This is a genomic window from Micromonospora sp. WMMD975 (assembly GCF_029581215.1).
Taxonomy (GTDB): Bacteria; Actinomycetota; Actinomycetes; order Mycobacteriales; family Micromonosporaceae; genus Micromonospora.
Genome location: NZ_CP120739.1, coordinates 6,172,029 through 6,189,154, shown reverse-complemented (window position 1 = coordinate 6,189,154; position 17,126 = coordinate 6,172,029). Strand labels below are relative to the sequence as shown.

Here is a 17,126-nt window from a genome sequence, read left to right as displayed (position 1 = left end):
TGAGGTCGATCACGCCAGCCACCCCGCCTGCACCGCCAGGAAGGCCGCCACCACGAGCAGCGCGCCGGTCAGGATCGAGGTCGCGTACGACCGCACGAAGCCGGTCTGGAGCCGCCGGAGCCGGCCCGAGCCCCCGCCCACCGCGGCGGCGAGGCCGTTGACCAGCCCGTCGACGCCCCGGTTGTCGAGGAACACGAGCGCCCGGGTGAGGAAGATGCCCGGCTTCTCGAAGACCGCCTCGTTGAAGGCGTCCGTGTAGAGGTTCCGGCGCGCGGCGGTGACCGCCACGCCGGCCGGCTGCGGCTCGGTGGCCGTGCCGTTCCGGAACAGGAACCAGGCCAGCCCGGCGCCGAGGACCGTCACCAGGAGCGAGAGCGTGGTGATCAACCAGTGCGCGAGGACCGCCTCGTGGCCCTCCTCCTGGCCGCCCAGACCGGCGGTCGCCTCCAGCCAGTCCGGCACGGACGTGGAGAGCAGGAAGCCCGCCCCGACCGAGCCGATCGCCAGCAGGATCAACGGCACCGTCATCAGCTTCGGCGACTCGTGCGGGTGCTCGATGTCCTCGGTCCAGCGGGCCGGCCCGTGGAAGGTGAGCACGAAGAGCCGGGTCATGTAGAACGCGGTGAGCCCGGCGCCGATCAGCGCCGCCATGCCGAACAGCCAGGCCGTCCAGCCCTCCCGCTCGAAGGCGGCCACGATGATCGGCTCCTTGGAGAAGAAACCGGAGAAGGGGAACATGCCGATGATGGCCAGCCAGCCCATCATGAACGTCAGCCAGGTGACCTTCATGTACTTCGACAGGTTGCCGAAGCGGCGGATGTCCACCTGGTCGTTCATGCCGTGCATGACCGAGCCGGCGCCGAGGAACATGTTGGCCTTGAAGAAGCCGTGCGCCAGCAGGTGCACGATGGCGAGCGCGTACGCCGCCCCGCCGAGCCCGACGCCGAGGAACATGTAGCCGATCTGGCTGACCGTGGACCAGGCCAGCACCCGCTTGATGTCGTCCTTGGCGGCGCCGATGACGCAACCCATCAGCAGGGTGAGCGCGCCGACGCTGACCACCACGAGCTGGAGCGTCTCGTTGGCCGAGAAGATCGGGTTGGAGCGGGCGATCAGGTAGACGCCGGCGGTGACCATGGTGGCCGCGTGGATGAGCGCGGAGACCGGGGTCGGGCCCTCCATCGCGTCCGGCAGCCACGCCTGGAGCGGGAACTGGCCGGACTTGCCGGCGGCGCCCAGGAGCAGCAGCAGGCCGAGCACCAGCACCGTGGTGGAGGTCAGCGAGCCGACCCCGTTGAACACCTCGTCGTACTGGGTGGTGCCGAGCTGGGCGAAGAGGACGAAGATGCCGATGGCCAGGCCGGCGTCGCCGACCCGGTTCATCAGGAACGCCTTCTTGCCGGCGGTGGCCGCGCTCGGCCGCCCGTACCAGAAGGAGATCAGCAGGTACGACGCCAGGCCGACGCCCTCCCAGCCGAAGTAGAGCATCACGTAGTTGTTGCCGAGCACCAGCAGCAGCATCGCGGCGACGAACAGGTTGAAGTAGCCGAAGAACCGCCGCCGGCCCTCATCGTGCGCCATGTACTCCACGGCGTAGAGGTGGATCAGGAAACCCACCCCGGTGATCAGCAGGACGAACACCGCGGCCAGCGGGTCGAAGAGCAGACCGAAGTCCACCTTCAGGTCGCCGACGGTGATGAACTGCCAGAGGCTGGACTGGACCTGCTTGTTCTCCAGGCCGCGCAGCTGGAAGAAGTAGGTCAGCCCGAGCACGAACGCGGCACCGATGGCGGCCACGCCCAGCCAGTGACCCCAACGGTCCGCCCGCCTGCCGAGCAGCAGCAGGACCGCCGCGCTGACCAGCGGGATCGCCACCAGCAGCCAGACGCTGCCCAGCAGGCCATCCGCAGTAGCGAATTCCACAGTCTGTTCCACCGCAGACCCCTCAGTACTTCAGCAGGTTGGCGTCGTCGACGCTGGCCGAGCGCCGGGTCCGGAAGATCGCCATGATGATCGCCAGCCCGACCACGACCTCAGCCGCCGCCACCACCATCACGAAGAACGCCATGATCTGGCCGTTCAGGTCACCGTTGATCCGGCTGAACGTGACCAGGGTCAGGTTGGCCGCGTTGAGCATCAGCTCGACGCACATGAACAGCACGATCGCGTTGCGCCGGACCAGCACGCCGACGGCGCCGATGGTGAACAGCACCGCCGCGAGGATCAGGTAGTAGTCCGGCGTCACCGTGCTGTCCTTTCGTTCGCGACTGCGGGGCTCCGCTTCGCTGCACTCCTCGTGCTCACCGATCCGTACCCTTCAGCGTGGTCTCCTCGGCCGTCATCTCGCGCACCGGCATGATCTCCGAGATGCCACGGTCGGTCAGCCGGCCGTCCGGCAGGCGGGCCGGCGTGGCCACCGAGGAGGAGGTGGCGAAGACGCCCGGGCCCGGCTTCGGGCCGGGGTAGTTGCCCGGCCGGAACCGCGCCTTCATGGTGGCGACCTGGTCCATCCGGTCCTCCCTGCGCCGCTCCACGTGCGCCAGCACCATCGCGCCCACCGCGGCCGTGATCAGCAGCGCCGAGGTCAGCTCGAAGGCGAAGACGTACTTGGTGAAGAGCAGCCGGGCGATGCCCTGCACGTTGCCCTCGGCGTTGGCCTGGTCGAGCCCGGCCGCCCGCACGCCGTCGAGCGCGCGGTAGAGCCCGGTGCCGACCAGACCGGCGAAGCCGAGGCCGAGCACCACCGCGGCGACCCGCTGGCCGCGCAGCGTCTCGATCAGCGAGTCGGACGCGTCCCGGCCGACGAGCATCAGCACGAACAGGAAGAGCATCATGATCGCGCCGGTGTAGACGATGATCTGCACCATGCCGATGAACGGCCCGGCCTGGAGCACGTAGAACACGCCCAGGCAGAGCATGGTCAGCACCAGCCAGAGCGCGGAGTGCACCGCGTTGCGGGCCCACACCATGCCGAGCGCCCCGATCAGGGCCAGCGGGGCGAGGATCCAGAAGGTGACCTCCTCGCCCCCGGACACCTGGCCCGCCGCGGCGAGCACCGTAGAACTGGTCATGCCCCTGCTCCCTTGCCCGCCTCGGACCGCTGCGCGGCCTGCTCGGCGCCGGGGAAGGTCACGCCGGGGTGCTCCTCCACCTGGTACCGGCCCGGGCCCATCGGCGAGTGCTCGGCGCCGGCCGAGGTGCCCGGGTTGGTGAGCGCGCCGACGTAGTAGTCCTTCTCGCTGTCGCCCAGCCGCATCGGGTGCGGCGGCTGCTCCATGCCTTCGAGCAGCGGCGCGAGCAGCTGCTCCTTCGTGAAGATCAGGTCCTGCCGGTTGTCCCGGGCCAACTCGTACTCGTTGCTCATGGTCAGCGAACGGGTCGGGCAGGCCTCGATGCAGAGCCCGCAGAAGATGCACCGGGCGTAGTTGATCTGGTAGGTGCTGGCGTACCGCTCACCCGGGGAGAAGCGCTCCTCCTCGGTGTTGTCGCCGCCCTCCACGTAGATCGCGTCGGCCGGGCAGGCCCAGGCGCACAGCTCGCAGCCGATGCACTTCTCCAGCCCGTCCGGGTGCCGGTTGAGGATGTGCCGCCCGTGGTAGCGCGGCGCCGAGACCGGCGGCTTGAACGGGTAGTCGGTGGTGACGACCTTCTTGAACATGTGCGAGAAGGTGACCCCGAAGCCCTTGAACGTTCCGGTGATCGCGCCCACGTCACACCTCCCTGGACTCGGAGCCGGCGACGACGTTCGCCGGCTCCCGCTCGGCGACCACACGCCTGGTGCGCGGGCTCGGCGGAACCTGAAGATCCATCGGTGGCAGCGGGAAGCTGCCGTACGGCCGGTTGTCCGCCTGTTCCTGCGGCGACGGCTTCGGCTGCTTCTTCCGGCTCGGCCAGAAGAGCGTGGCCAGCAGCAGCACGCCCGCGCCGATGGCGGTGACGAGCAGCCGGTCCTTCGTCTGCCAGTCCTCGATCGAGCGGAGCCCGGCGAGCACCAGGATCCAGACCAGGTTGATCGGCAGCAGCACCTTCCAGCCGAAGCGCATGAACTGGTCGTACCGGAGCCGGGGCAGCGTGCCGCGCAGCCAGACGAACACGAAGACCAGCAGGATCACCTTGCCGAAGAACCACAGCATCGGCCACCAACCGTCGTTGGCGCCCGCCCACAGCGTGATCGGCCAGGGGGCCCGCCAGCCGCCGAGGAACAGCGTGGTGGTGACCGCGGACATGCTCACCATGGCCACGTACTCGGAGAGCATGAAGAGCGCGAACTTCAGCGAGCTGTATTCGGTCATGAAGCCGGCGACCAGCTCCGACTCCGCCTCCGGCAGGTCGAACGGCGCCCGGTTGGTCTCGCCGACCATGGAGATGAAGAAGATGATGAAGCTGGGCAGCAGCAGGATCGCGTACCAGCCCGGGGTGGGCAGCTCGAACCCGCCGAGGCTCAGCCGGGTGCCGTCACCCTGCGCGGCGACGATCCCGCTCGTCGACATCGTGCCGGCGGTCATGAACACGGCCACGATGCTGAGCCCCATGGCGACCTCGTAGGAGATCATCTGGGCGGTGGAGCGGAGGCCGCCGAGCAGCGGGTACGTCGAGCCGGATGCCCAGCCGCCGAGCACGACGCCGTAGACGCCCATCGAGGAGCAGGCCAGGATCACCAGCACCGCCACCGGCACGTCGGTGACCTGGAGCGGCGTCCAGTGGCCGAAGATGCTCACGCTCGGGCCGAACGGGATCACCGACAGCGCGGTGACCGCGGAGATCACCGAGATGGTCGGTGCGAAGAAGAAGACCACCTTGTCGGCGGCGCGCGGGAGGATGTCCTCCTTGAACGCCATCTTCAGGCCGTCGGCGAGCGTCTGGAGCAGGCCGAACGGGCCGACCTGGTTCGGGCCGGGCCGGACCGCCATCCGGCCGACCACCCGCCGCTCGAACCAGACGCCGAGCAGCGTGGCCAGCAGGCCGAAGGCGAACGCGAAGACGATCTTCCCGAGGACCAGCCACCACGGGTCCTTGCCGAAGTCCGCAAGCGTCGGGTCCTGCGCCGCGAGGTAGACCGCGTTCACTGGGTTGCACCCCCTGCGTTGAGGAGCGGACCCGGCCGCGCGGCGGCGTCCGCGGCGACGGGCGCCGCGGTCACCGTCACGACATGACCGGACGTCGCGCCGAGGCTGCGCCGCACGGTCGAGCCGGGTGAGTTGGTCGGCAGCCAGACGACGGCGTCCGGCATCTCGGTGATCGCCGCCGGCAGGGTGACCGCGCCGCGGTCGGTGCCGACCGTGACCGGGTCGCCGTCGGCCACGCCGAGCGCCTCGGCGGTGCCCTTGCCCAGCCGGACCACCGGCGGGCGGGCGGTGCCGGCGAGGTGCTCGTCGCCGTCGGTGAGGCTGCCCAGGTCGACGAGCTGGTGCCAGGTCGCCAGCACGGCCTCGCCCGGGCCGGGCTGCGGCACGGCCGCCGGCTCGACCGAGGGCGCGGACGGCCGATCCATCCGGGTACGCGGCAACGCGCCCAACTCCCGGCGCACGCTCGTCACGTCACCGGCGCCGAGCCGCACGTCGAGCTGCGCGGCGATCGCGTCGAGCACCCGGCCGTCCGTCATCGCGCCGGTCTCCAGCACCCGCTCGAACGTGCGCAGCCGGCCCTCCCAGTCGAGGAAGCTGCCGGCCTTCTCGACCACCGGGGCGACCGGGAAGACCACGTCGGCGCGCCGCGCCACCGCGCTCATCCGCAGCTCCAGGCTGACCAGGAACGGCACCGCGTCCAGGGCCGCCTCGGCCCGGCGCGGGTCGGCCAGGTCGGCCGGGTCCACCCCGGCCACCACCAGGGCGCCGAGTTTTCCGTCGACAGCCGCCGCGAGGATGCCGTCGGTGTCGCGGCCGGCCTGGCTCGGGATCACGCCGGCCGGCAGATCCCACGCCTCGCCCAGCTCCGCGCGGGCCGCCGGCTCGGTGACCACCCGGCCGCCGGGCAGCAGGTTGGGCAGGCAGCCCGCGTCGACCGCGCCGCGGTCACCCGCGCGCCGCGGCACCCAGGCCAGCCGGGCGCCGGTACGCCGGGCCACGTCCGCCGCGGCGGACAAGCCGCCGGGCACCGCGCCCAGCCGCTCGCCGACGATCAGGATCGCGCCGGGTTGGCCCAGCGCCTCGGCGACGGTGGCGTGCTCGGCCAGCACGCTCGCCTCCTCGCCGGGCACGACCCGGGCCAGCTTCGCCCCGAGCTTCTCCAGGCCGCGGGTGGCGAACGGCGCGATCGCGTACACCGTGAGCTTCTTCTTCAGGTACGCCTTGCGCAGCCGCAGGAAGAGGATCGGGCACTCCTCCTCCGGCTCCAGGCCGACGAGCACCACCGCGGGCGCGTCCTCCACGTCGGCGTAGGTCACGTCGGTGACCCCGGCGACGCTGCTGGCCAGGAAGTCGGCCTCCTCGCGGGAGACCGGGCGGGCCCGGAAGTCGATGTCGTTGGTGTGCAGCGCGACCCGGGCGAACTTGGCGTAGGCGTAGGCGTCCTCGACGGTGAGCCGGCCGCCGGTGAGCACCGCCGTGCCGGTCGCGCCGTCGCGGGCCGCGCGCAGCCCCTCGGCGGCCCGGGTGAACGCCTCGCTCCAGGACGCCTCGCGCAGCTCACCGGTCTTCTCGTCCCGCACCAGCGGGGTGGTGAGCCGGTCGAACGCGCGAGCGTACTGGAAGCCCCAGCGGCCCTTGTCGCAGTTCCACTCCTCGTTCACCGCCGGGTCGTCGCCGGCCAGCCGGCGCAGCACCTTGCCCCGCCGCCAGTCGGTGCGCTGGGCGCACCCGGCCGAGCAGTGCTCGCAGACGCTCGGCGAGGAGACCAGGTCGAACGGGCGGGACCGGAACCGGTACTGCGAGCCGGTGAGCGCGCCGACCGGGCAGATCTGCACGGTGTTGCCGGAGAAGTACGAGTTGAAGGGAACGTCCCCCTCGTCGCCCTCCTCCCCGTACGCGTCGTCCCGGTAGATGTTGATCTCCTCGTGCGAGGAGCGTCCCATCAGGTCGATGAACTTGTCGCCGGCGATCTCCTCGGAGAACCGGGTGCACCGCTGGCAGAGCACGCACCGCTCGCGGTCGAGCAGCACCTGGGTGCTGATCGGCAGCGGCTTCGGGTACTCCCGCTTGTGCTCGTGGAACCGCGAGTCCGTCCGGCCGGTGGACATCGCCTGGTTCTGGAGCGGGCACTCGCCGCCCTTGTCGCACATCGGGCAGTCCAGGGGGTGGTTGAGGAGCAGCAGCTCCATCACCCCCTCCTGGGCCTTCTTCGCGACCGGCGAGGTGAGCTGGGTCCGCACCACCATCCCGTCGGCGACGGTCTGGGTGCAGGAGGCGACCGGCTTGCGCTGGCCCTCCACCTCCACCAGGCACTGCCGGCAGGCACCGGCCGGGGCCAGCAGCGGGTGGTCGCAGAAGCGCGGGATCTCGGTGCCCATCTGCTCGGCGACCCGGATCAGCAGCGTTCCCTTGGGCGCGGTGACCTCGACCCCGTCGATGGTCAGCGTGACGGTCTCGGTCTGCTTGGCTACGTCCGTCATCAGTGGGCTCCCACCAGCTGCTTGTCCGACAGCTTCGGCGCGGTACGTCCCTCGATGTAGTCGAGGTAGTCCTGCTTGAAGTACTTCAGCGACGAGGTCACCGAGCTGGTCGCACCGTCACCCAGGCCGCAGAACGAGCGGCCGAGGATGTTGTCGCAGGTGTCGAGCAGCGTGTCCAGGTCCTCGTGGGTGCCCTGGCCGGCCAGGATGCGCCGGTAGACCCGGACCATCCAGTAGTTGCCCTCCCGGCACGGGGTGCACTTGCCGCACGACTCGTGGTGATAGAACTCCAGCCACCGGTAGGTCGCGTACACCGGGCAGTCCTGGTCGGAGAAGATCTGGGTGGCCGTGGTGCCCAGGATCGAGCCGGCCGCCGCCACCCCCTCGAAGTCCAGCGGCACGTCCAGGTGCTCGGCGGTGAGCAGCGGCGTCGAGGAACCGCCCGGGGTCCAGAACTTCAGCTCGTGCCCGGGCTTCATCCCGCCGGCCAGCTCGATCAGCTCGCGCAGCGTGATGCCCATCGACGCCTCGTACTGCCCCGGCTCGGCGATCCGGCCGGAGAGCGAGTAGATCATCGGACCGGACGACTTCTCCGTGCCCATGGTCTTCCACCAGTCGACGCCACCGAGCACGATGTACGGCACGCTGGCGATGGTGCCGACGTTGTTCACCACCGTCGGGCTGGCGTACAGGCCGTGGGTCGCCGGGAACGGCGGGCGCAACCGGGGCTGACCCCGGAAGCCCTCAAGCGAGTCCAGCAGCGCGGTCTCCTCGCCGCAGATGTACGCCCCGGCGCCGGAGTGCACCACCAGCTCCAGGTCGAACTTCGAGCCGAGGATGTTGCGGCCGAGGTAACCCTTGGCGTACGCCTCGGCGACCGCGCTGCGCAGCCGGCGGGCCGCGTGCACGGCCTCGCCGCGGATGTAGATGTACGCCCGGTTGGCCCGGATCGCGTACGAGGCGATGATGACGCCCTCGACGAGCGAGTGCGGGTCGTGGGTCATCAGCGGCAGGTCCTTGCAGGTGCCCGGCTCACCCTCGTCGGCGTTCACCACCAGGTAGTGCGGTTTCCCGTCGCCCTGCGGGATGAAGCCCCACTTGAGACCGGTCGGGAAGCCCGCGCCGCCCCGGCCGCGCAGCCCCGAGTCCTTGATCAGCTGGATCAGGTCGTCCGGGTGCGCCTTGAGCGCCTTGCGCAGGGCGGCGTAGCCGTCCAGCTTCTCGTAGGTGCCGAGCCGCCAGGCGTCCGGCGACAGCCAGCGCTTCGTGAGCACCGGCGTGAGCTTGGCCAGCGTCTCCGGCCGAGGCGTGGTCACTTGCGGACCCCCGTTCCGTTCGCGTCCGCCGGGTCGGCGCCGTCGGCGTCCGTACCGGCCTCGGCGTCCTTGAGGTTGCGCTCCTGCGCGCCGGCGTCGTCGCCGGCGGGCTTGCCGTCGCCGGCCGGCGGGTTGGCCGCCACGCCGGCCGCCTCCGCCGCCCGCGCGTCGCGGGGCGCCGGTGCGGGGCCGTCCACCGGGACCTTGGTGCCCGGTGCGTCCGCCACCGCGGTCCGCGCGTCCGGCTGCCGGGTCTCGGCGGTACGCAGCTGCGGCGACTTGTCGTCCGGCGCCTTCACGTCCGGGGCGGTGCTGCCGCTGGCCGCCGCGGGCGTCGCCGGCTCGGCCGCACCCGCGTTGCCGGCGGTGTCGGCCTTGGCGGTCGGGTCGGCCTTGGCCGGCTCGGCTGCCTTCTCCGGGGCGGGGGCCGGCTTCTCGGCCTCGGCCTTCGCCTTCGCTTCGGCGGCGGCCCGGTCGGCCTCGGCCTTGCTGCGGATCGGCGTCTTCGGGTCGTAGCCCGCCACCGCGATGCCGTGCTGCTCGGCCAGGCGCAGGCCGCGCAGGCTCGGCTCGCCCGGCCCGCCGTCGGCGACCGCGTCGTTCCGCTCGTCGGCGAACCCGGCGAGCTGGACCGCCATCTCCTTCAGCGTGCAGAGCCGGGCGCCCCGGGTCGGCATCGGCCGGCCGCCTGCCTGCAACTCCTGCACCACGCCGAGCGCGCCCTGCGGCTCGACGTTGTCGAAGAAGTCGTAGTTGACGGTCATCACCGGGCCGTAGTCGCACGCCGCCAGGCACTCGGCGTGCTCCAGGGTGATCTTCCCGTCGGCGGTGGTCTCCTCGTGCCCGACGCCCAGGTGCTCGGCGAGCGTGTCGTAGACCACCTGCCCGCCGAGCACGTCGCACATGGTGTTGGTGCAGACGCTGACCAGGTAGTCACCGGTGGGCTTGCGCTTGTACATGGTGTAGAAGGTGGCGACCGCGCCGACCTGCGCCTTGTTCAGCCCGAGCACCTCGGCACAGAACTCGACGCCGGCCGGGGAGACGTAACCCTCCTCGGACTGGACCAGGTGCAGCAGCGGCAGCAGTGCCGAGCGGGACCGGTCCGCCGGGTACCGGGCGATGATCTCGCGCGCCCGGGCGCGGGTCGTTTCGGTAAAGCTCATCGGTCACAACCACCCATCACGGGGTCCAGCGAGGCGCCACCGGCGATCACGTCGGCGATCAGGCCGCCTTCGGCCATCGCCGGCAGCGCCTGGAGGTTGACGAAGCTCGGCTCCCGGTAGTGCACCCGGTAGGGCCGGGTGCCGCCGTCGGACACCGCGTGCACGCCCAGCTCGCCGCGGGGCGACTCGATGCCGACGTACACCTGGCCCGGCGGGACCCGGAAACCCTCGGTGACGAGCTTGAAGTGGTGGATCAGCGACTCCATCGACTGACCCATGATCTTGGCGACGTGCTCCAGCGAGTTGCCCATGCCGTCGACGCCGATGGCGAGCTGCGCCGGCCAGGCGATCTTCTTGTCGGAGACCATCACCGGGCCCGGCTTCAACCGGTCCAGCGCCTGCTCGACAAGCTTCAACGACTCGCGCATCTCGGCCAGCCGGACCAGGTAGCGGCCCCACACGTCACCGTCGGTGTGGGTCGGCACGTCGAACTCGTACGTCTCGTACCCGCAGTAGGGCATGGTCTTGCGCAGGTCCCAGGCGAGCCCGGCCGAGCGGAGCACCGGGCCGGTGATGCCGAGCGCCACGCAGGCGGTGGTGTCGAGCACCGCCACGTTCTGGGTGCGCTCGATCCAGATCGGCTGGCCGGAGAGCAGGTTCTCGTACTCCTTGAGCTTCTTCGGCATCAGCGCCAGGAAGTCGCGGATCTTGCGGATCGCGTCGTCCGGCACGTCCTGCGCCACGCCGCCCGGCCGCACGTACGCGTGGTTCATCCGCAGGCCGGTGATGGTCTCGAAGATGTCGAGGATGTACTCCCGCTCGCGGAAGCCGTACAACATCATGTTGATCGCGCCCAGCTCCATGCCGGTGGTGGCCAGCCAGACCAGGTGCGAGGAGATCCGGTTGAGCTCCATCATCAGCACGCGGATGGTGGTGGCCCGCTCGGTGATGTCGTCGGTGACGCCGAGCAGCTTCTCCACCGCGAGCGCGTACGCCGTCTCGTTGAAGATCGGCGAGAGGTAGTCCATCCGGGTCACGAACGTCGAGCCCTGGACCCAGTTGCGGTATTCCAGGTTCTTCTCGATGCCGGTGTGCAGGTAGCCGACGACCGAACGGGCCTCGCGGACCGTCTCGCCCTCCAGCTCCAGGATCAGCCGGAGCACGCCGTGCGTGGACGGGTGCTGCGGACCCATGTTGACGACGATCCGCTCGTCGTTGATCGGGTCGGTGCCGGAGACGACCTGGTCCCAGTCGCCACCGGTGACGGTGAAGACCTTGCCCTCGGTGGTCTCGCGCTCGGTCGCGTAGTTCGACGTGGTCACAGTGCCAACCCTCCGTTCGCGACTGCGGGGCTCCGCTTCGCTGCACTCCTCGCGCTCACTGGTACGACCGCCTCTTGTCCGGCGGCGGGATCTCGGCGCCCTTGTACTCCACCGGGATGCCGCCCAGCGGGTAGTCCTTGCGCTGCGGATGCCCCTCCCAGTCGTCCGGCATGAGGATCCGGGTCAGGTTGGGGTGGCCGTCGAAGACGATGCCGAACATGTCGTACGTCTCCCGCTCCTGCCAGTCGGCGGTCGGGTAGACGGCGGTGACGCTCGGCAGGTGCGGGTCCTCGGCGGAGACCGCGGCCTCCAACCGGACCAGCCGCCGGTAGGTCATCGAGGTGAGCTGGTAGACCACGTGCAGCCGACGACCGTCGGCGCCCAGGTAGTCCACCCCGGACACGGACGAGCACAGCTCGAAGCGCAGCGACAGGTCGTCGCGCATCACCTGGCAGACCTCGGCGATCCGCTCCGGCCGCACGTGCAGGGTCAACTCGCCCCGGTCGACCACGACCTTCTCGATCGCGTCACCGAACTGCGGGTACGCCTCCTCCAGCGCGTCCCGCACCTCGTCGAAGTAGCTCCCGTACGGGCGGGCGGCCTCCTCGATCGGCCGGCGCGGGCGGACCAGGCCGCCGTAACCGGAGACGTCGCCGGTGCCCTGGTTGCCGAACATCCCGCGCCCGGCGGGGCTGGCCGGCGGGTATTCCGCGGGCGCGGTGCCACTGGCGCCGACCGGGGTGGTGGGTACCGGGACCCCGCCGTCGTTGGTCCGGTCATCGGTCACTTCGGGCCCCCCTGCGTCTGGAGGTGGTTCTGCGCGTTCATCCAGTTCTCAATCCGCAGCTGCTCCTCGCGCCCCTCGCGGACGGCCTTCGTCCACTCGGCGCGCCGGGCCTTGTCGTTGCGGTACGACGAGGGCATCGAGCCGTACGGCACGACCGGCACGTCACCGCGCGCCTTGCGGGCCTCGAGCATCTTGCGGCCGTTGGGGCCCAGCGGCTCGTACATGATCTTTTCGCGGAGCTTGAGCACCGCGTCGATGAGCATCTCCGGCCGGGGCGGGCAGCCGGGGAGGTACATGTCGACCGGGACGACGTGGTCCACGCCCTGCACGATGGCGTAGTTGTTGAACATGCCGCCGCTGCTGGCGCAGACGCCCATCGAGATGACCCAGCGGGGCTCGGCCATCTGGTCGTAGATCTGCCGCAGCACCGGGGCCATCTTCTGGCTGACCCGGCCGGCCACGATCATCAGGTCGGCCTGCCGGGGCGAGGCGCGGAAGACCTCCATGCCCCACCGGCCCATGTCGTAGTGCGGGCCACCCGCGGCCATCATCTCGATGGCGCAACAGGCCAGGCCGAAGGTGGCGCCCCAGACGGACGACTTCCGCGACCAGTTGACCAGCTTCTCGACGCTGGTGAGCAGGACGCCGGAGGGAAGCTTCTCCTCGATGCCCATCTGCTACCTCCTCAGTCCCAGTCCAGGCCGCCGCGCCGCCACACGTAGGCGTAGGCGACGAAGACCGCGACGATGAACATGACCATCTCCACGAAGCCGAAGATCGGCAGGGCGTCGAACGAGACCGCCCAGGGGTAGAGGAAGATGATCTCGATGTCGAAGACGATGAAGAGCATCGCCGTCAGGTAGAACTTGATCGGGAACCGGCCGCCGCCGACCGGCTGCGGGCTCGGCTCGATGCCACACTCGTACGCCTCGAGCTTGGCCTTGTTCAGACGCCGGGGGCCGGCGAATCGGGCGGCGGCCACGGAGAACAGCGCGAACCCCGCGGCGAGGGCGAACAGCCCGATGATGGGTGCATAAGGCGAGAGCGTCATCGTTGTCCCCTGCTCGTCCTTCCCTGACCTCGGTGGTTGGCCAAAATCACACTATTCACGTCCCTGACGACCGCGGTCGGCGGGGGGTCGATCTCGGTCCGCTCCGTGGGCCGGTGGCCCCGGACCGGTGGTCTCCTACACGGCCGGCGCCGCCCTCGTCATGGCGTTGATGACCCGGTCCATCGCGTCCCCGCCGCGCGGGTCGGTCAGGTTCGCCAGCAGCTTGAGCACGAAGCGCATGAGCATCGGGTGCGGCATGCCGTGCTTCGTGGCCATCCGCATCACCTCGGGGCGGCCGATCAGCTTCACGAAGATCCCGCCGAGCCGGTAGTAGCCGCCGAAGCGGGCCTTCAGCTCCTGCGGGTACGCCATCAGCGCCCGCTCCCGCTCGGCGCCGGCCGGGCGGGCGAGCGCCTGCACGGCGACCTCCGCGGCCAGCTCACCGGACTCCATCGCGTACGCGATGCCCTCGCCGTTGAACGGGTTGACCATGCCGCCGGAGTCGCCGACGAGCAGCACGCCCCGGCTGTAGTGCGGGACCCGGTTGAAGCCCATCGGCAGCGCGGCGCCGAGGATCGGCCCCTCCGCGTTGGCCTCGTCGGTCATCCCCCAGTCCTCCGGGGTGTTGGCCAGCCAGTCGGTGAGCAGTCGCCGGTAGTTGGTCTTGCCGAAGGCCGACGAGGAGTTGAGGACGCCCAGGCCGACGTTCACCCGGCCGTCGCCGAGGCCGAAGATCCAGCCGTAGCCGGGCAGCAGCGCCTCGTTGCCCTTGGACCGCAGCTCAAGCCACGACTCCAGGTAGTCGTCGTCGTGCTTGGCGGGTGAGCGGTAGTAGCGGCGGACCGCGACGCCGATCGGCCGGTCCTCCCGCTTGGCCATGCCGAGGGCGAGCGGGAAGCGGCCGGAGACGCCGTCCGCGGCGACCACGAGCGGCGCGTGGAAGGTGGCCGGCTCCTTGCCGGGGCCGACCTCGGCCTGCACGCCTGTCACCCGGTCGTCGGCGTCGAGCACCGGGCCGAGCACGTTGACGCCGGTACGCAGCGTCGCCCCGGCGTCGACGGCCCGCCGGGCGAGCAGGTCGTCGAAGTCGAGCCGGGTCCGGACCAGGCCGTAGTTGGGGAAGCTGGCCAGGTCGGGCCAGTCCAGCTCCAGGCGCACCCCGCCGCCGATCACCCGCAGGCCCTTGTTGTGCAACCAACCGGCCTCGGGGGACGTGTCCACGCCCATCCGGATCAGCTGCCGCACGGCGCGGGGGGTGAGCCCGTCGCCGCAGACCTTCTCCCGGGGGAACTCCGTCTTCTCCAGCAGCAGCACGCGTACGCCGTGCCGTGCCAGGTGGTATGCCGTGGCCGATCCTCCGGGACCGGCGCCCACGACGATGACGTCGGCGTCGTTCTCCACCGCGGTCATCCGCGCCTCCTCCCGCATGCTCGTGAAATGCTTCACAAGCCGATCGGGTTGGAGTCTATGACCGGCGTTACACCAGTACGCGCTGAGGGGGTCCTAACTTCCCGGAAACCGTCCGGTAAGCGGGTGGAGATCGGTCACGGGCGGGTCGGCGCGGCCGGTCCGAGACCGGCGTCGAGCCGGATCGTCTCGGGCAGGTGGTCGCGCAGCGCGCCGCCGGCCGCGCGGTCGAGCGCGGCCAGCACCTCGGCGACCACCTGGCGCATCTCCACCGGATCCGCGCCGGCCAACTCCGTCAGCTGCGCGACCAACTCGGCGGCGTCGTCGTCGGTGGTGGTGGCGTGGTCGGATCGCGTCATGGCCGCGAGCCTACGGCGACCATGACGGATAAGTCCGACATTCACGAAATGGGACTGAAGTGTCAGCTCCGGACGGCACGGTGCAGGGCGACGACACCGCCGGTCAGGTTGCGCCACGCCACCCGGCCCCAGCCGGCCGCGCCGACCCGCGCCGCCAGGGCGGCCTGGTCCGGCCAGGCCCGGATCGACTCGGCGAGATAGACGTAGGCGTCCGGGTTGCTGGACACCGTCCGGGCCACCGCCGGCAACGACCGCATCAGGTACGACAGGTAGACCGTGCGGAACGCCGGGTTGACCGGGGTGCTGAACTCGCACACCACGAGCCGCCCGCCCGGCCTGGTGACCCGGGCCAGCTCGCGCAGCGCGGCATCGGTGTCGTTCACGTTGCGCAGCGCGAAGGAGATGGTCACCGCGTCGAAGCTGGCGTCGGCGAACGGCAGCCGCAGCGCGTCCCCGGCCAGCAGCGGCACCGCCGGGCGGGTGCGCTTGCCGGCGTGCAGCATGCCGAGCGACAGGTCGACGCCGACCGCGTACGCCCCGGAGTGGGCCAGCTCCTCGGTCGAGACGCCGGTGCCGGCGCCCACGTCGAGCACCCGCTCGCCGGGGCGCAGCCCGAGCGCCGCCCGGGTGGCCCGCCGCCAGGGCCGGTCCTGCCCGAAGGAGAGCACGGTGTTGGTCAGGTCGTAGCGGGCCGCCACCCCGTCGAACATGGCGGCGACCTCGTGCGGCTGCTTCTCCAGGCTGGCGCGCCGGCCCTGCGGGGAACGACTACTCACCCCTCCACTCTGCCAGCCACGCCATCCGGGTACGGCGCGGGGGCGGAGTGGTCGCCCACCCCGCCCCCGCGTCGTGCGGTCCTCGGGTCAGTCCCCGGTGCGCTCCTCGTTCGGCGCGACGTCAGCCCTCGGTGCGCTCTTCGTTCGGCGCGACCAGGACGACCTTGCGACGCCGGGACAGCATCAGCAGCGCCGCGCCGGCGGCGAGCACCAACGCGCCGATCCCACCGATCAGGCCCACCTGCATACCGGTCACCGGCAGGCCGCCGTCGCCGGAGCCGCCGCCGTTGCCACCACCGGTGGTCGGGGTCGGGACCGGGGTCACGCTGCCGCTCGGGGTCGGCTCGGCGGTCGGAGTCGGCTCGGCGGTCGGGGTGACCGTCGGGCTCGGGGTCGGCTCCGCGCTCGGGTCGACGAAGACGTCGAACTGGGCGGTGTTGTCGCCGTCGTCGACCTCGGCGAAGGCGCGACGCTGGGCCGAGCTGGCGACGCGCGGGGCCTCCTCGGGCTCACCGGCGGCAGAGTCCAACCCGGAGGCGAAGACGAAGCCCGGGCGGAGCAGCTTCTCGGTGACGTCCGCGCCGACCTTCACCCGCACCCCGGCGGTGTAGAACTGGCCGGGCTTCAGCACCGCGCCCCGGTCCTCGCAGTACGCCTGCGCGATGCCGCCCAGCTCCTGCTCCTCGCAACCCTCGGGCAGCTCGGCGAAGGTGACGCCGGCCGGCAGCGTGATGCCGTACGCGACACCGGTGGCCTTCTTGCTGCCGTCGTTGAAGACGGCCCAGTCCAGCGGCGCGGTCCCGCCCGGCCGGACCGGGCGCAGGTCCGCCTCCCCCACCTCGTCGCCGTCGACGTCCACGTCGGCGTACACGTCCTGCACCCAGGTGGTGAGGTCGTAGCCGGGCGCGGTGACGGTGATGTCGTGGTCGACCGAGTTGTTCGCCAGGTCCGGGTCGGCGGTGGCCGCGCTGATCGAGACCGTGAGCGTGCCCGCCGCGCCCTTGCCGCCGGTGGAGAAGAGCGGGAGGCCGAAGTCCTCGGTGGTGCCGGCGGCCAGGTCACCGAGCAGGCAGGAGAAGGCGGTCCCCGTCACCGTGCAGCCGTCCGGGACCAGCACGCCGACCTTTTTGGCCTTGAGGCCCGTCGTCTCCACCGTGACCCGGACGCCCTTCGCGTCGACGGTGCCGGTGGTGTTGTTCACCTGGAACTTGAACGGCTTGGCCTTGGCCTCGTCGACGCCCTTGGCCAGCTTGTAGCTGAGCGGGATGAGCGTGAGGTCGGCCTCGCCGGCGGCGTGCGCCGGTCCGGTGACGGCGCCGAGGCCGGCGGTGGAGAGCAGAGCCACCACACCGGCACGGGCCAGTGTGGAGCGGTAACGGAAAGTCATGGTTCCCCCGGG

The 17,126-nt window shown here is 71.0% G+C and carries 16 protein-coding genes; all 16 read right to left on the bottom strand.

The window, feature by feature from the left end; all coding sequences use genetic code 11:
• Positions 1-9: 9 nt before the first annotated feature.
• On the bottom strand, positions 10-1,935 hold the full coding sequence (nuoL, locus tag O7613_RS27795) for an NADH-quinone oxidoreductase subunit L (RefSeq protein ID WP_281585430.1): 1,926 nt from the start codon (positions 1,933-1,935) through the stop codon (positions 10-12).
• 10 nt (positions 1,936-1,945) lie between these two features.
• Positions 1,946-2,245 (bottom strand): NADH-quinone oxidoreductase subunit NuoK, encoded by a 300-nt coding sequence (nuoK, locus tag O7613_RS27790; RefSeq protein WP_089154544.1) that lies wholly within the window; start codon positions 2,243-2,245, stop codon positions 1,946-1,948.
• Positions 2,246-2,300: 55 nt separating this feature from the next.
• Complete coding sequence (locus tag O7613_RS27785; protein ID WP_281585431.1) at positions 2,301-3,071, bottom strand: NADH-quinone oxidoreductase subunit J; 771 nt, start codon at positions 3,069-3,071, stop codon at positions 2,301-2,303.
• Positions 3,068-3,709, bottom strand: coding sequence for an NADH-quinone oxidoreductase subunit NuoI (nuoI, locus tag O7613_RS27780; protein ID WP_281585432.1), 642 nt, complete (start codon positions 3,707-3,709; stop codon positions 3,068-3,070). The genes O7613_RS27785 and nuoI overlap by 4 nt, the downstream gene beginning before the upstream one ends.
• 1 nt (position 3,710) lies before the next feature.
• The gene (nuoH, locus tag O7613_RS27775; protein ID WP_281585433.1) at positions 3,711-5,066 is read right to left on the bottom strand and encodes an NADH-quinone oxidoreductase subunit NuoH; all 1,356 of its coding nucleotides are present in this window, start codon (positions 5,064-5,066) and stop codon (positions 3,711-3,713) included.
• A complete protein-coding gene (locus O7613_RS27770) occupies positions 5,063-7,546 on the bottom strand; it encodes an NADH-quinone oxidoreductase subunit G (protein WP_282290839.1) in 2,484 nt (827 codons plus the stop codon). The genes nuoH and O7613_RS27770 overlap by 4 nt, the downstream gene beginning before the upstream one ends.
• Positions 7,546-8,862 carry an NADH-quinone oxidoreductase subunit NuoF gene (nuoF, locus tag O7613_RS27765; RefSeq protein ID WP_281585435.1) on the bottom strand — a complete coding sequence of 439 codons (1,317 nt, stop codon included), beginning with the start codon at positions 8,860-8,862 and terminating at the stop codon, positions 7,546-7,548. The genes O7613_RS27770 and nuoF overlap by 1 nt, the downstream gene beginning before the upstream one ends.
• Positions 8,859-10,025 (bottom strand): NADH-quinone oxidoreductase subunit NuoE, encoded by a 1,167-nt coding sequence (gene nuoE / locus O7613_RS27760; protein WP_282290837.1) that lies wholly within the window; start codon positions 10,023-10,025, stop codon positions 8,859-8,861. Before nuoE ends, nuoF begins: the two co-directional genes overlap by 4 nt.
• Entirely contained in the window at positions 10,022-11,347 is a 1,326-nt protein-coding gene (locus tag O7613_RS27755; protein WP_281585437.1) for an NADH-quinone oxidoreductase subunit D, read from the bottom strand. Before O7613_RS27755 ends, nuoE begins: the two co-directional genes overlap by 4 nt.
• Before the next feature lie 55 nt (positions 11,348-11,402).
• Entirely contained in the window at positions 11,403-12,134 is a 732-nt protein-coding gene (locus O7613_RS27750) for an NADH-quinone oxidoreductase subunit C (protein WP_281585438.1), read from the bottom strand.
• Complete coding sequence (locus O7613_RS27745; RefSeq protein ID WP_281585439.1) at positions 12,131-12,808, bottom strand: NADH-quinone oxidoreductase subunit B; 678 nt, start codon at positions 12,806-12,808, stop codon at positions 12,131-12,133. The genes O7613_RS27750 and O7613_RS27745 overlap by 4 nt, the downstream gene beginning before the upstream one ends.
• An 11-nt stretch (positions 12,809-12,819) precedes the next feature.
• Entirely contained in the window at positions 12,820-13,185 is a 366-nt protein-coding gene (locus O7613_RS27740; RefSeq protein ID WP_089154551.1) for an NADH-quinone oxidoreductase subunit A, read from the bottom strand.
• A gap of 135 nt (positions 13,186-13,320) precedes the next feature.
• Entirely contained in the window at positions 13,321-14,595 is a 1,275-nt protein-coding gene (locus O7613_RS27735; RefSeq protein WP_281585440.1) for a geranylgeranyl reductase family protein, read from the bottom strand.
• A gap of 134 nt (positions 14,596-14,729) precedes the next feature.
• The gene (locus O7613_RS27730; protein WP_281585441.1) at positions 14,730-14,951 is read right to left on the bottom strand and encodes a hypothetical protein; all 222 of its coding nucleotides are present in this window, start codon (positions 14,949-14,951) and stop codon (positions 14,730-14,732) included.
• Between the two features lie 62 nt (positions 14,952-15,013).
• A complete protein-coding gene (locus O7613_RS27725) occupies positions 15,014-15,727 on the bottom strand; it encodes a demethylmenaquinone methyltransferase (protein WP_282290831.1) in 714 nt (237 codons plus the stop codon).
• Positions 15,728-15,848: 121 nt separating this feature from the next.
• Positions 15,849-17,114 (bottom strand): cell wall anchor protein, encoded by a 1,266-nt coding sequence (locus O7613_RS27720; RefSeq protein ID WP_282290829.1) that lies wholly within the window; start codon positions 17,112-17,114, stop codon positions 15,849-15,851.
• Between the last annotated feature and the right edge of the window lie 12 nt (positions 17,115-17,126).